Origin of the sequence: Legionella quateirensis (genome assembly GCF_001467955.1) — a bacterium.
In the GTDB taxonomy this organism is placed as follows: Bacteria; Pseudomonadota; Gammaproteobacteria; order Legionellales; family Legionellaceae; genus Legionella; species Legionella quateirensis.
This window is the reverse complement of record NZ_LNYR01000031.1, coordinates 148,509-163,801: the sequence shown is the minus strand read 5'-3', so window position 1 is coordinate 163,801 and position 15,293 is coordinate 148,509. Positions and strand designations below refer to the sequence as shown.

The following is a 15,293-nucleotide window of genomic DNA, read 5'->3' as shown; positions in this document are numbered from 1 at the left end:
CGCTGCAAAGTATCCCAATATTTTAATTAACTGTCGAGATAATTTTTAATTATTTTTGTTGAGAAAAACTATAAAGAACATATGAAACACACGATGTTAATTTTTTTACCATATCCAGATGAAGAAATTCATTAGGTCCATGAGCATTAGAATGTGGACCCAATACACCGGTGATCATGAATTGGGCATTTGGAAATTGCTCACCCAACATTCCCATAAAAGGAATAGTCCCGCCTTCGCCCATGTAAGCCGCAGGTTTACCATAATAAGTACGAGATGCTTCATCAGCGGATTGAGCTAACCATCCGGAAAGCAATGGGGCATTCCACCCTTTTGATCCATCATCAACCCGAAAACTGACTTTGGCTTTATACGGCGGATTTACAGTTAAAGTTTCCTGCAACGCGCGTGATGCTTCTTTCGGGTTTACCAGCGGAGGAAGGCGCATGGAAAGTTTAAGTGCTGTTTTAGGGCGCATGACATTCCCTGCATTTGCAATTGCAGGAAATCCATCGGCACCAGTAACCGTCAATGCTGGTCGCCATGTTCGATTCAAAATTAATTCCGGATTTTCCTGTCTGACTGGTTGAACTTCATCATGCCAGGGAAATTCAGTATACACCTGATTACCAAGCGCCAGCGCACAATCTTTTGCCTGATTGATTCGCTCTTCAGGAATATCACAATAAAGCTGAGGTAATTTAATTTCGCCTGTTTTCTCATCTTCAATTCGACTGATTAATTGTCTGGCCACTCTAAAACTGTCAGCGACAATACCGCTGGCATTACCGGAATGTACTCCTTCATTGATCAGTTCAACCGTCAGTTCTCCGACAACATTGCCGCGCAATGAGGTGGTCATCCAAAGTTGCTCGTAATTACCGGCGCCCGAATCGAGGCAGATGACCAAGGCCGGCTTACCGATCCGTTCTTTTAATAGTTCAATATAATAAGGCAAATCGTAACTGCCGCTTTCTTCACAAGCTTCAATTATTAATACACAGCGAGGATAAGGAATATTCTGCGCTTCAAGAGCACGAATTGCGGTTAATGAAGCATAAGCGGAATACCCATCATCGGCCCCACCTCGTCCATACAGGCGGCCATCTTTCAGAACAGGCTTCCAAGGATCCAGGTCTTCATGCCATCCAGACATTTCGGGTTGCTTGTCCAAATGTCCGTAGAGTAAAACGGTTTCATCTATCTGACCTGGGATTTCCATAAAAATTAAAGGCGTCCTGTTTTCTAAACGCATAATTTCCAGTTTCATTCCTTTTGGCGCATGCTCTGTGCACCACTGGGCAATATGGGAAACTGCTTTATCCATATAACCATGTTCTTGCCACATGGAATCAAAATGAGGTGATTTATTAGGGATTTTAATATAGTCACATAAACTGGGCAGTATTTCATCTTGCCATTGCTGACTTACGAAATCATACAGTTCTTGGGGATTGAACATGTGCTTGCTCCTTGATTATTGCTACGATTTTATCCGTAGCAGACTCAATTTTTAATGCTTTGATTTTATTATCGATATCACTCTTGTTGTTTATCACTTCGTGGAGAGCGGCTAATAAAGTTTCTGCATTCAAAGCCTGATCCTGGATCACAACACTGATACCTAACTTCTGAAAATAGCGTGCATTTTGTATTTGATCACCTCGACTCACCATTGCGGATATTGGAACGAGTATATGCGGTTTTCCTAAAGCAAGTATCTCATATAGAGAATTTGCCCCTGCTCGAGAAATGACAACTGAGGCGGCCGCAAACAAATCAGCCAGTTCTTCATTTGCATATTCAAATTGACGATACCCTTCAAGCTGATTTAGTGCAGGATCGATTTTTCCCTTGCCACACAAGTGAATCACTTGGAACTGTTCAATTAATTGACCAAGAGCAGCCCTCACACTCTGATTGATTGAACCCGCTCCCAGACTTCCACCAATAACCAGCAAACACGGTTTTTCGTTATTAAAGCCACACATCTCCAGCCCTTTCGCCCGGGATCCAGCAAATAATTGCTCACGAATTGGTGTGCCAGTAACCTCTATCTTATCCTGACGTTTAAAGTGCTTTTTACCCGCTTCAAAGGTGAGGCAAATTTTATTCACAAACGGAAAGGACAGTCGGTTGGCCAATCCCGGAGTCATATCGGATTCATGAGCTACGACAGGGATTCGATTTAACCAGGCACCGACAACCACCGGGAATGCAACAAATCCGCCTTTAGAAAACACCACATCAGGTTTTAATTTATGAAATAAGAAAAATGATTGAACAATTCCAATCACTATTTTAAAGGGGTCCAACACATTTTTCAGACTAAAATATCGGCGTAATTTTCCACTGCTCACCGCATGAAAAGGAATTCCCATATTCTGAATCATCCCTTTTTCAATACCCTCTTCAGAACCTATATAATTTATATCCCACCCTTCTGATTTAAATTCTTTAATTAATGCCATATTTGGAGTGACATGACCGGCAGTGCCTCCTCCAGTAAATACAATACTCAGGCTCATAACACTTCCCTAACCAATAAACTTAAGTCAATTGCCTTGACAGATTTTGTAATTGCGCCCACAGAAATAAAATCAACTCCGCAGCGGGCAACTTCAGCTATATTGTCACTATTTATCCCGCCTGAAGCTTCCAGTTCACAGTATTTAGGCTGATTCATCTGGACCGCCTGCCTGAGCATATCCAGACTAAAATTATCCAACAGTATCCTGTCGGGGTGGGCTTCAAAAGCCTCACGTAACTCACCCAACGTTTCCACCTCAACCTCAACTAATAAATGTTTGTCAGTACTTCTGGCCAGGTTAATCGCCTTGGCAATCGTTCCACAGGCTTTAATATGATTTTCCTTTATCAAAAAGGCATCATAGAGTCCCATACGATGGTTAACTCCGCCTCCACAACTGACAGCATATTTTTGAGCTAATCTTAGACCAGGTATCGTTTTACGTGTATCCAGTAATCGAGTGTCAGTTCCACGCAGCTTCTCCACATAATGATGAGTTTGAGTAGCTGTGGCTGAAAGTGTTTGCAAAAAATTTAATGCGGTGCGCTCTGCAGTTAATATACTGCTAGCAGTACCGTGAATGATGCACAAAGAAGCGGGTTCGGCTAACCATTCTCCTTCGGAAACAAGCCATTCAATTTCAATTTTACCATCAATCTGAGCAAAAACTTCATTAACCCAAGGTTGCCCGCAGACTAACATCGCTTCTCTGGAAATGATCTCTGCTTCAACGATAAGGTGAGATGGCAACAAAGCCGCAGTCACATCTCCAGTCCCAACATCTTCAAGTAAAGCATGCCGTACATCGGAGGCAATCTGTAACGTATCAATTTTCAAACCTTCAGTTCCTTTTTCTTGTTAGCATAACGCGCTTTTAATAAGGGAGGCGCAATAAAAGTAGTCACTAAAACCATTAGAACTATAGAGGAAAACAGTTCATCAGAAATGACACCCAGTGTACGACCAATCGATGCGAATACCAGACCAACTTCACCACGAGGCAACATACCAATGCCAATCAGCAAACGATCGTCTTTACGATTCGCACCTAACCCACTGACCAATTTTCCAATAATCGCGGCAATAATTAAACCGCTGGACAATACAATCACATTCCAGCTGCAGAATGTTTCTAATTTCACCTGAATACCTATCACCATAAAAAACATGGGTGCCAGTATGGACTCTAAAGGGGAAATTAAATGATGAATGCTTCGATTTTCTGTTTGACGAGATTCCTGTGATTTAAAATAATCATCGTGAATTATCACTCCCGCGGCAAAAGCGCCAATAATTGCTGCCAAATGTACAAACGAAGCCAACCAGGAGAGGGCCATTACAAAAATGAACGAAATAAACAATTTTGATTCCCACGGCTCAAGGAAACGTAAAAAATGAACGGACTTACGTAAAAATACAGGCCCCAAAACCAAGGTACCCGCAAAGAAAAGTAAAGAATAGATAATAATTCGTACTACCATCCCAACATCAACAGCGCCACTGATGACGACGCTACTGACCACAGCCAATAGAATCAATCCTAAAATATCATCTAACATGGCTGCACCGAGAATCGTTCGTGCTTCTCGTGTACGAAGCTTATTCATCTCTTTAAGTACTCGCGCTGTGATACCAATACTGGTAGCGCTTAAAGTTGCAGCGATAAATAAATCCGCTTGAAAGTGAGAGGCGGGTAGTAAAAAATAAGCGGCAAGAAAACCCAGAATCATTGGTGCCAGAACACCAATAAGAGCGACTAAAATAGATTCTTTCCCGGTATGCTTCAGTTCTTCCAGAGAACTTTCCAATCCGACCATAAACAACAGAAAGATAACACCGAGGCGAGAAAATATATCCACTATGTAAGCAATTTTAAGATATTCCGTTCCATCAGAGCCGCTTAACGCCTGAGTGATTTGCTGAGCATAGAATGGATTTGGAATAACTGAACTTACCGCCTGGCCTATTGGAACGCCATTTAAAACTTCCTTCATTACATTAAAAATTGAAGAACCTTCCCGCAAAATAACAATGAGTTGGTTCCCAAAAAAATAACACAGATTGCCAACAATAACGCCCATCAATAATTCCCCGAGCACCCCGGGTTGATTCAAACGTCGAGCGATATATCTGCCGATAATGGCAAAGAAAAAAATGGACGTCACACCAAGCAGAACCGAGGCAACAGGATCAGCATGATCATCAGTGCCAGCAGCAAACGCAATCATCGGGCAGATGCTTACTACAAGAAACCACCATTTAGAACTGCGCATAACTCCCGCCCCCTTTTTAATGTAATTAATGATATCCCTATGTAACTAAAAGGTCTTAAAATTCCTCATATTTTAAAATCACGCAGTGATTAGGCTCTGTTGACAATTCACTTGTTCAATTACCCAAAACTGCTTATGCTCCGTGGCTTGTTCCTAGATGAACCTCCTGTTTATACATCATACTCGCGAAAGCGGCTATCCTTTAAGCAACCACAATCAGGTGTTCATGTGCTGCATGGATTCCCGCCTTCGCGGGAATGACGTACATTTTACTCAGAGGGGTTTCCAATTAACCAATTGAGTATTTAAATGTCAGGATACCTCAGCGCCTACGTAGAGATGACATAAATATTGTCTCTACTGCTTTGCCAAAAATAAGCATGTTTCCAACACAGAATCAGGATTCAGAGAGACACTATCGATTCCTTCTTTCATTAACCATTGAGCAAAATCCTGATGATCTGATGGTCCCTGTCCACAAATCCCTATATATTTACCCGCATTTTTACAGGCAACAATCGCCATATGCAATAATGCTTTAACCGCATCATTTCGTTCATCAAACTGAGCAGCCACCAAACCAGAGTCTCTATCCAATCCTAAGGTTAATTGCGTCAGATCATTGGAGCCAATTGAAAAGCCATCAAAATGCTCCAGGAATTCGCTCGCCAATAAAGCATTAGAAGGTAATTCACACATCATAATAACGCGCAATCCGTGTTTGCCGCGTTCAAGTCCATGTTGCTTTAAAACGTGAATGACATCACTGGCTTCAGAAACAGTTCTTACGAAAGGAATCATTACTTCGACATTGGTTAAGCCCATATCTTCCCTGACTCGCCTGACTGCTTTACATTCCAGGGCAAAACACTCAGAAAAACTTGCAGACACATAGCGCGATGCGCCTCTAAAACCCAGCATTGGATTTTCTTCATGAGGTTCATATAACTTACCGCCAACAAGATTTGCATACTCATTAGATTTAAAATCAGATAAACGTACTATCACTGGTTTGGGATAAAACGCTGCGGCGATAGTTGCTATCCCCTCTTTTAATCGCTCAATGTAATATTCCACAGGTGACGAATAGGCTACTGTTTTATCTGCAATAAATTTCTTAAGTTCTTTATCCTGCAAAGTATCAAAATCAAGTAAAGCTTTAGGGTGAATTCCAATGGTATTGGAAATCAAAAACTCCAACCGTGCCAAACCTACCCCTGAATTAGGAATTGATTGAAAGGCAAATGCTCTTTCAGGATTACCCACATTCAACATCACTTTCATGGGTAATTCTGGCATGGTTTCTACATCGAGACGAACTTGCTCAAAGGGCAAAATACCGGAATACACAAAGCCCGTATCTCCTTCAGCACAACTCACCGTGACGTCATCACCATCTGTAATAGTTTTCGTAGCATCACCACACCCCACTACAGCAGGAATTCCCAGTTCACGCGCAATAATTGCTGCATGACAGGTTCTTCCTCCGCGATTGGTAACAATAGCTGATGCACGCTTCATAACCGGTTCCCAATCAGGATCGGTCATATCTGAAACAAGAACATCACCAGGTTGCACCTTGTGCATTTCACTAATGTCTTTAATGATCTTTGCCTTACCCTGCCCTATACGTTGTCCTATGCTACGGCCTTCGCTTAATACCTCGCCTTTTTTCAGTAACGTATATCGCTCCAATACCTGCTTGTTATCCCTGCTTTTTACCGTTTCAGGACGCGCCTGCAAAATATACAATTTGCCATTGTTCCCATCTTTAGCCCATTCAATATCCATGGGTCGGCCGTAATGCTTTTCTATAATTAAAGCTTGTTGCGCTAATTGTTCTACTTCTTCGGAATTCAAAGAAAACACTAATTGCTCTGCCGGATCCACGTCTACTGTTTTAACTCGTCGTTCCAAAGACGGATCGTCACAATAAATCATTTTTAGTGCTTTACTACCCAAATTTCTGCGAATTACGGCGGGTTTTCCCGCAATTATTCCTGGTTTGTGAACATAAAACTCATCCGGGTTTACCGCTCCTTGAACTACCATTTCACCTAAGCCATAAGATGAAGTGATAAAGACAACCTGATCAAAGCCTGATTCAGTATCCATAGTGAACATAACACCACTGACTGCCAAATCACTGCGTATCATCTGTTGAATTCCAGCGGATAATGCCACATCACTATGAGCAAAATCGTGGTGGACACGGTAGGCTATAGCTCTGTCATTAAACAAAGACGCAAAAACATGTTTAATTGAATGTAAAACTGCATCTATTCCCTTAACATTTAAAAATGTTTCCTGTTGGCCGGCAAAGGAAGCATCCGGTAAATCCTCTGCTGTCGCAGATGACCGGACAGCAACGCTAAAATCATCATGACCGATTCGATCAGCCAACTCTTTATAAGATAAACGAACAGCCTGTTCAAATTCAGGGGTAAAGGGAGTATTAACTATCAGTTCTCGGATGTGTTTACCCACTACAGCTAGTTGACACACATCGTCAGTATCCAGTGAGGATAATTGTTCATAGATTTTCTTATCGAGGCCGTCACGAGATAAAAATTCCCGAAATGAATCTGCAGTAGTTGCAAATCCACCGGGTACAGAAACACCAGCTGAGGATAAATGACTGATCATTTCACCTAGAGAAGAATTTTTACCACCTACCTGCTCCAGGTCTCGCATTCCAAGTTGCGCTAAATCGATAGTATGTATTTTAACCGTCATATCAACCCCAAATTCATAAAATGATAGCCATTCTACTTAAATTGTCAGTCTATTGGAATTAGAACCTTCAAGTCTTTGACAGTTGCCTCAATTGAAATTCTATAAACGCTTATTTAGAGGGATATTTTTTTTCAATAGTAACAAAATATGACAAAGTTGATCATTATGAGTTAAGATGAATTGCTGTAACATTTAAGGACGAACAGGCTCACTTGAACCTGTTCAACAGTTCAATAATCACAAGGACGTTACAATGTTTAAACGTATAGCACTCATGTCTGTTGCCTTATCTTTAAATACGATTTCCTTTTCCAGCGTAGCCTGTTCTGCCTTGGTCTTTAACAAAAACAAGCCCGCTACTGTTGCAGTCAATTTAGACTGGAAATACAGAGAAGGGACAGTAGTTATTCATCCACGCGATACACTGATGGTTTCCAATGTTAACAGTCATGAATATCATCCCCTAATTTGGAAAAGCCGTTACGGAAGTGTCGTTTTTCATGGTGGAAATCGCTTTAAACCAGGACCTGCTGCCGATGGGATGAATGAAAAGGGCCTTACAGCGTCAGCTCTTATTCTGAGCTCCTCACGTTATTCAGTCAGTGGCGATAAACCTACTTTAAGCACGTCCGAATGGGTACAATATATTTTAGATAATTTCCAAACTGTGCAGGAAGTACTTGATGACAGTTCCAACTATCAGTTACTTCCCAATACCTACCGCAATGTGGCTATGAATCTTCATCTGATTATAAATGATGCGGAAGGTAAATCAGCTGTTCTTGAATATTTAAATGGCGAATTGGTCATTCATAATCAGGACAATTTAATACCTCCCGTGGTAACCAACATCGACTATGCTTCAGCACTAGCCTCTCTTGATGAGTATGGTGACTTCGGTGGCGATAAACCGCTTCCCGGAGGATATGATTCAAAATCACGCTTTGTACGAGCCGCACATTACCTCAAAAAGTTACCCGGCTATATAGCGAATGAAGAACATATTGCTTACGCGTTCAACGGTTTGGGGCAAGTCGCACAGGCGCCAGGAACTTCCTCGCCTACTCAATTGAGCATGGTTTTTGATATAGGTACAAGAACCATTTATTTCCGTAGTGTCAATGAGGCCAATCTTAGAGTGATTCCCTTGGAGGGCATAAATTTTAGTGAACTTCATGAAGCTTTATCTTTAAATTCCTATCAGCATGTCTCTGGGAATATAATCAATCAATTCAAATCGATGGATGGTTAAACAACAAGGGCGCAAAGCGCCCTTGTTCATTCGAGTTATTGTATTACAGTTCCTAGGTACCCACCTCTACCTCAGAAATTTTACCCGAAACATCATATTTATCCTGATTCCTAGAATTGGGTAAATTCACATGGCATGCAGCAAGAGCTTTGGAGAAATCTTTAAAGAAATTATGTTCCCCAATCATTTTGAGGACACCAATTTTACGTAATTTTTCTTCAACAGAATCATTTGCACCAGTTAAAATAACTCGTACTCCACGTTGCTGTAAGCCTGCGATCACTTCCTCAAGAGTTTGCAAACCGGTAACGTCCATGAAGGGTACCCATCGCATTCTAATAATTAAAATTCGTGGATCAGTATGGGTGAATGCCAATGCGCGTTGAAATATTTCTACAGCGCCAAAGAAAAATGGTCCGTCTATCGCATAAACCAATACTCCAGGAGGTAACTCGGCAATATTCTGCTGTACCAATTCTTGAGACAACTCAGCCTGAGACATTTGCTGTACTTCCACACCCAAGGCCATTTGGCGCATAAAGAGCAGAATAGCAATGATAACTCCAATATTCACCGCAACAACTAAATCGACAAACACAGTTAAAATAAAGGTTACAAGTAATATCACGACGTCCGTTCTTGGTGCCAATTTGATGATTTTAACGAAATGATGGACTTCACTCATATTCCAGGCAACTACGAATAAAATAGCCGCAAGCGCAGCGAGGGGCACATTTACGGCCAATGGCGCTAAAAACAATATAATTAATATCAAAGTCACCGCATGAATTATTCCTGATAAAGGACTGTTTCCACCATTGCGAATATTGGTAGCTGTACGCGCGATGGCTCCAGTTGCTGCAAATCCACCAAACAAAGGCGTCAGGATATTTGCTAATCCTTGTCCAACCAACTCTCGATTGGAGTTATGTTGTGTTCCAGACATACCATCAGCAACAACAGCTGACAACAATGATTCAATCGCGCCAAGCATGGCAATGGTAAAAGCTGGACCTACCAGTTCTATAATTCGATCCAGATTAATTGAAGGCAATTCAAAAGTAGGTAAACCCTGAGGAATCCCACCAAACATGCTTCCTATAGTGGCAACACTTTCAAAATGAAATATAGATTGCAGAACCGTTGCGATTACCAAAGCAATCAATGGACCTGGAACACGTTTTAATCCGGGAATCCTGTTGGAAAAAATAACCATGCATAAAGAACATAATCCCAATACTGCTGTAGGTATGTTTAATTGCGGAAACGATTGGATCAGGTGCCACAATTTTTCATGAAAATGTGCGCCAGTTGTTGTAGGTAATCCAAAAAAATATTGCCACTGTCCTACCCAAATGACTACAGCAATCCCCGAGGTAAATCCAATAATTACGGGACTGGGTATGAATTTAATTATTCCACCCAGTCGTGCAAGACCAAAGAACAACAACATAAAACCAGCCATCAATGTGGCAATTTGCAATCCTGAGATTCCATATTTGGAAGTAATCCCGGCAAGCACTACAATAAATGCACCAGTAGGACCGGCAATCTGCAACCGACTGCCCCCCATGATCGAGACAACCAGACCCGCGACGATAGCGGTATACAAACCCTGTTCTGGCTTTGCTCCAGAAGCTATGGCAAAAGCCATTGCAAGGGGCAAAGCAACCACACCAACGATTAATCCAGAAACAATATTTTGTAACCAATATTTTTTTTGAAATAACCCAGCCTGGTAGGATTCAATGATAGTTTTCATAAAAATTGAGCCAACTTATTAGAATTTGTGACTATTATACGCACATGGAACAAAAATGTGTTAATTTTGATATAAAATTTCTCACTTTAATTCACATCTTGCCCCGCATCTAATATTATATATGCTTTCTTAATTGGGTAGGCTACCTATGACACTTTCAGCTTTAAACGCAATCTCCCCCATAGATGGTCGTTATATAAATAAAACAAGATCATTAAGTCCTTATTTTAGTGAATTTGCGTTAACTTATTACCGGTTGATGGTTGAAATTCGCTGGCTTGAATCTTTGGCAGCAAACGAGGCCATTCCCGAAGTACCCTCATTAAACGCGAACTCAAAAGCGTTTTTATCCGCTCTTATTGAAAATTTCAATGAATCAGAAGCTGGAAAAATTAAAGAATTTGAAAGACAGACGAATCATGATGTAAAAGCCATTGAGTATTATTTAAAAGACAAGTTCCAGAATCAGGAGCAGCTTAAATCGATCATTGGATTCATTCATTTTGCCTGTACCTCTGAAGACATCAATAATTTAGCCTATGCTCTAATGGTGAAACAAGCAATTGCCCAGGTAATTCAACCTACTCTGGCTGAAATTATGGGAAGTATCACTCTGCTTGGCAAACAGCACTGTGATGCTGCGATGTTATCCAGAACACATGGCCAACCCGCAACGCCAACTACTATGGGTAAAGAGCTGGTAAATTTCGTAGCCAGGCTTAAACGACCTCAGCAACAATTAGCAGAAGTTCTGATCCCTGGAAAGTTCAATGGCGCAGTAGGTAACTACAATGCTCATCTTATTGCATACCCGGATGTTGACTGGCGCAAACATTGTGCTAATTTCGTCACTTCATTCGGCTTGTCGTTCAATCCCTACACGACCCAGATTGAACCCCATGACGGCATCGCTGAAGTATCGCAAATCATGGTGCGAATTAATAATATACTACTCGATTTCACCCAAGACATCTGGAGTTATATTTCCCTGGGTTATTTTAAACAGAAAACGATTGCCGCCGAAGTAGGCTCTTCGACAATGCCTCATAAAGTGAATCCTATTGATTTTGAAAATGCAGAGGGAAATCTTGGTCTTGCCAACGCCCTGTTCATCCATTTCGCCAATAAACTGACCCAATCACGTTTACAAAGAGACTTGTCTGACTCTACCGTATTACGTAATTTAGGCGTGGCTTTTTCTTACAGCTTAATTGCCTATTATTCCATCACTAAAGGCAACGATAAATTACAAATTAATAAAACTGCCCTTGAAGAAGATTTAAATTCGAATTGGGAAGTTCTGGCAGAAGCAGTGCAAACCGTAATGCGTCGTTATAATGTTCCTGATGCTTACGAACAATTAAAAACACTGACTCGTGGTCAAGGTATTGATGCGGAAAGTCTGAAACATTTTATCAATAATCTGTCCATTCCCAAGGAGGCGAAGGCGCAACTCTCCTGCCTGACCCCAGAAACTTATACAGGTCTGGCTACACAGTTAGTTAAGGCATTTTCATGAGCGATACCCTATCACAACAAGGGCAAACCTTTAAATACGATGTTCTTGTTATAGGAACCGGACTCGCTGGATTGCATTATTGCCTGCAAATATTGGCAATCCAGCCTCAATTAAAGATCGCGTTAATCAGTAAAGCGGAATCAATTGAATGCAATAGCCGTTATGCACAAGGAGGAATAGCTGCTGCTTTTTCCCCAGAGGATTCACTTGAATCACATATTTCTGATACCCTCCTTGCTGGTGATGGTTTATGTTATCAGCCAGCTGTAGAATTTATTATTCGCCAGGGACCAGACATAATTAAGCAATTGGGTCACTATGCGGTTAAATTCAAACAGGACAAAAATGGTGAATTTAATCTGGCGAAAGAAGGCGGACATTCGCACAGACGCATTTTCAATTGCGGAGATCAAACCGGTTTAACCGTTACTCAAACCTTGAATCAATTAGCACGACACCACAATCAAATTGATTTTTTTGAGCATCATGTAGCTGTCAATTTAATTACTCAATACCTTCCACACCGAACGGACAATCAAGGTGAGGTTTTAGGCGCTTATATTTTGGATTGTCATCACAATCGTATCCATACCTTTTTGGCTAATTGCGTGATTTTGGCTACTGGAGGCGCAGGTAAAACATACCGTTATACAACCAACCCCATGGTTGCCACAGGTGATGGTGTGGCCATGGCTTATAGAGCGGGAGCACGAGTAGGCAATATGGAGTTCTATCAATTTCATCCTACCCTTCTCCATCATCACTCTTTGAATAATTTTTTAATCTCTGAAGCGGTACGCGGTGAAGGAGCTTTACTCAAAAATCCTGAAACAGGCGAACGTTTCATGAAGAAGTATGCACCTGAACAAATGGAACTGGCTACCAGGGACGTTGTTGCCAGAGCAATTTTTAGTGAAATTGAACAAAGCCAGGCAGGATATGTGTATCTGGACATTACTCACCAGAGCAAATCCTTCCTGCAAAAACGATTTCCCCAGATCTACACGACTTTATTGTCTATAGGCATAGAAATGAGTCAGGATATGATCCCTGTAGTACCTGCGGCACATTACCAATGCGGAGGAGTATTAACAGACGTTGATGGACGTACGGACCTGAAACGTTTATATGCTATAGGCGAAGTGGCTTTTACCGGGCTTCATGGTGCCAATCGTCTGGCAAGCAATTCCCTGCTAGAAGCTCTGGTCATGGGCTCCAATGCGGCACGATGCACTCTAAAAGACATCGCATCTCCAATTAAATCAATTGATAGTGTACCGAACTGGAGCTCACCTGGTGAAGTTAACGCCAGACGCGCAAGTCAGATTAATGCTCAATGGAGAGGGTTACGGGGTGAAATGACTTCCTATGCAGGAATAGTGCGTACTGAAGCAGGACTTCAAGATCTACTACAATTAATAATGAAGCGTAAGAAAATTATTGAAGAATATTACTGGAAACATTGTATTACCCGAGACTTCATCGAATTAAGAAATATAATACTTAATGCAGAGTTAATTGTCAGAGCAGCTTTAGCACGAAGGGAATCCCGTGGAGGCCATTATCGAGAAGATTTCCCAGGCAAAAATTTAAAAGCCCAGGAAAGTATTGCCAAACTGGGACCAGTAGATAATGCATTAGGCTAGAGTGTGTTAACGGTTTTGACGTCTCACAACGTGTTCCTGAGGGATCCTCGCAAAAGTTGGTAACTTCTCAATAGCCTCAGGAGACGTCATCCCGAATGCAATGAGGATACCCCTGAACATGGTTCTGTGCCTGCATTTTGAGACCCTTCACTGCGTTCAGGATGACGAAATTCCCGGATTTAATGATGTGTGTACCCAATAATTTTAGAGGTAGATTTAATGTTTAAAAATTCGACTATTTACCAACCAGAAACGACCTTGATGCACATACGCAATGATATGAGCATTTGCCAAAATGATTACCCAATAGACTGGTACCAGGAAGATTTTATACCCTATGCCGAAGAATATCAGGCGCTGCCAGATCGAAAGCTGACCACTGTCTTGGAGTGGATGAAACCCTATCTTAAGAAAGCACAGGATCATTTCGGCGATAAAATGCTCCTTCTCGCTCATTATTACATGGGTGGAGATATTGTTCGTTTAATCGAACAATTCGGCGGCAAAATTGGCGATTCCTATCAGTTAGCGCTTATGGCAGCCAATCATCCTGAAAAATCAGTCATCATTGAATCCGCAGTACATTTTATGGCTGAATCCATCAGTATTCTGGCCAACAAATCACAGCATGTTTACATTACCAATCCCAAATCAGGATGCACCATGGAAATGCTTGCCAAAGATTTTATGGTAGAACCTGCCTTTATCGATTTAAATGAACGTTATGGTGCGGAGAATATTATCCCGGTTTGTTACATGAACACTTCAGGCCGCGTAAAAGCCATGACTGGAGCACAAGGCGGAGCAGTTTGTACCAGTTCTAATGTTAAAAAAATATTCCAATGGGCACAAAAGCAAAACAAAAAAATCCTGTTTATACCCGATCAACATATGGGTGAAAATGTAGCCTACTGGTTAGGAATTAAAAATCTTGCTTATTGGCCTGGTGGAACAGCAGGTGCTCGCTACTCGCTGCCGGATCAAGACAAAAAGACTCTGGATCAATTTGATAAAGCGGAATTAATTTTATTTGCCAGCGAATGTGCGGTACATACACATTATCAACCAGAAATGTGTGGCTACTGGCAGGAAAATGGCTACACCACCATAGTGCATCCAGAATGCCGTAATTCGGTCATACGAGTAGCCCAATATTCCGGTTCTACGGCATTTATATGGGATCAAGTAGTAAATGACAGAGCAGGAACCAAACGTTATGCCATAGGCACAGAAAATCATATGGTAGCCAACCTAAAACAATATTGTAAAGGACTGGGAATTGAAGTAGTTAATCTGGCAGAGGCTCCTAAAAAAGATGAGGAAAAGGGCATAGGCTGTGGTTGCGCCACCATGTCACGTAATGATCCCCCTCATTTGGTTGCCCTCGTTGATCTACTGCGCCAAGGTAAAAACATGGCTTATAACGAAGTTAAAGCCGGTGATGTTGTCAACGAATTTACGGGAACCAGAAACAGACTCCCGGTCAATGATCAGCAATGGGTAATAGATAATGCAAAGAAGGCTCTGGAAATGATGATTAACATTACAGAAGACCGGATTTAGTTTGAAAAAAAT

General features: G+C 41.5%; 10 protein-coding genes. 4 read left to right on the top strand and 6 right to left on the bottom strand.

What is annotated here, in order from left to right; all coding sequences use genetic code 11:
- Window positions 1–49 precede the first annotated feature (49 nt).
- From Lqua_RS10350 to ppsA, 5 genes are all read right to left on the bottom strand, one after another.
- Window positions 50–1,462: a M20 family metallopeptidase gene (locus Lqua_RS10350; protein ID WP_058474204.1), complete on the bottom strand. Its 1,413-nt coding sequence runs from the start codon at window positions 1,460–1,462 to the stop codon at window positions 50–52.
- Entirely contained in the window at window positions 1,437–2,528 is a 1,092-nt protein-coding gene (locus tag Lqua_RS10345) for an undecaprenyldiphospho-muramoylpentapeptide beta-N-acetylglucosaminyltransferase (RefSeq protein ID WP_058474203.1), read from the bottom strand. The genes Lqua_RS10350 and Lqua_RS10345 overlap by 26 nt, the downstream gene beginning before the upstream one ends.
- Complete coding sequence (gene nadC, locus Lqua_RS10340; RefSeq protein ID WP_115148763.1) at window positions 2,525–3,367, bottom strand: carboxylating nicotinate-nucleotide diphosphorylase; 843 nt, start codon at window positions 3,365–3,367, stop codon at window positions 2,525–2,527. Before nadC ends, Lqua_RS10345 begins: the two co-directional genes overlap by 4 nt.
- The gene (locus tag Lqua_RS10335; protein ID WP_058474202.1) at window positions 3,364–4,803 is read right to left on the bottom strand and encodes a cation:proton antiporter; all 1,440 of its coding nucleotides are present in this window, start codon (window positions 4,801–4,803) and stop codon (window positions 3,364–3,366) included. The genes nadC and Lqua_RS10335 overlap by 4 nt, the downstream gene beginning before the upstream one ends.
- A 357-nt stretch (window positions 4,804–5,160) precedes the next feature.
- Entirely contained in the window at window positions 5,161–7,539 is a 2,379-nt protein-coding gene (gene ppsA, locus Lqua_RS10330) for a phosphoenolpyruvate synthase (RefSeq protein ID WP_058474201.1), read from the bottom strand.
- Window positions 7,540–7,792: 253 nt separating this feature from the next.
- Here ppsA and Lqua_RS10325 point away from each other — a divergent pair, with 253 nt between their 5' ends.
- Complete coding sequence (locus tag Lqua_RS10325) at window positions 7,793–8,791, top strand: linear amide C-N hydrolase (protein ID WP_058474200.1); 999 nt, start codon at window positions 7,793–7,795, stop codon at window positions 8,789–8,791.
- A gap of 52 nt (window positions 8,792–8,843) precedes the next feature.
- On the opposite strand, the gene Lqua_RS10320 is transcribed toward Lqua_RS10325, so the two are convergent.
- Window positions 8,844–10,553 (bottom strand): SulP family inorganic anion transporter, encoded by a 1,710-nt coding sequence (locus Lqua_RS10320; RefSeq protein WP_058474199.1) that lies wholly within the window; start codon window positions 10,551–10,553, stop codon window positions 8,844–8,846.
- Window positions 10,554–10,701: 148 nt separating this feature from the next.
- Between Lqua_RS10320 and purB the strand changes: the two genes are divergently transcribed.
- The 3 genes from purB (at window position 10,702) to nadA (ending at window position 15,281) form a co-directional block, all read left to right on the top strand.
- A complete protein-coding gene (gene purB, locus Lqua_RS10315; protein ID WP_058474198.1) occupies window positions 10,702–12,072 on the top strand; it encodes an adenylosuccinate lyase in 1,371 nt (456 codons plus the stop codon).
- Window positions 12,069–13,718, top strand: a complete 1,650-nt coding sequence (nadB, locus tag Lqua_RS10310) for an L-aspartate oxidase (RefSeq protein ID WP_058474197.1) — start codon at window positions 12,069–12,071, stop codon at window positions 13,716–13,718. The genes purB and nadB overlap by 4 nt, the downstream gene beginning before the upstream one ends.
- A 219-nt stretch (window positions 13,719–13,937) precedes the next feature.
- Window positions 13,938–15,281, top strand: coding sequence for a quinolinate synthase NadA (nadA, locus tag Lqua_RS10305; RefSeq protein WP_058474196.1), 1,344 nt, complete (start codon window positions 13,938–13,940; stop codon window positions 15,279–15,281).
- Window positions 15,282–15,293: the final 12 nt, after the last annotated feature.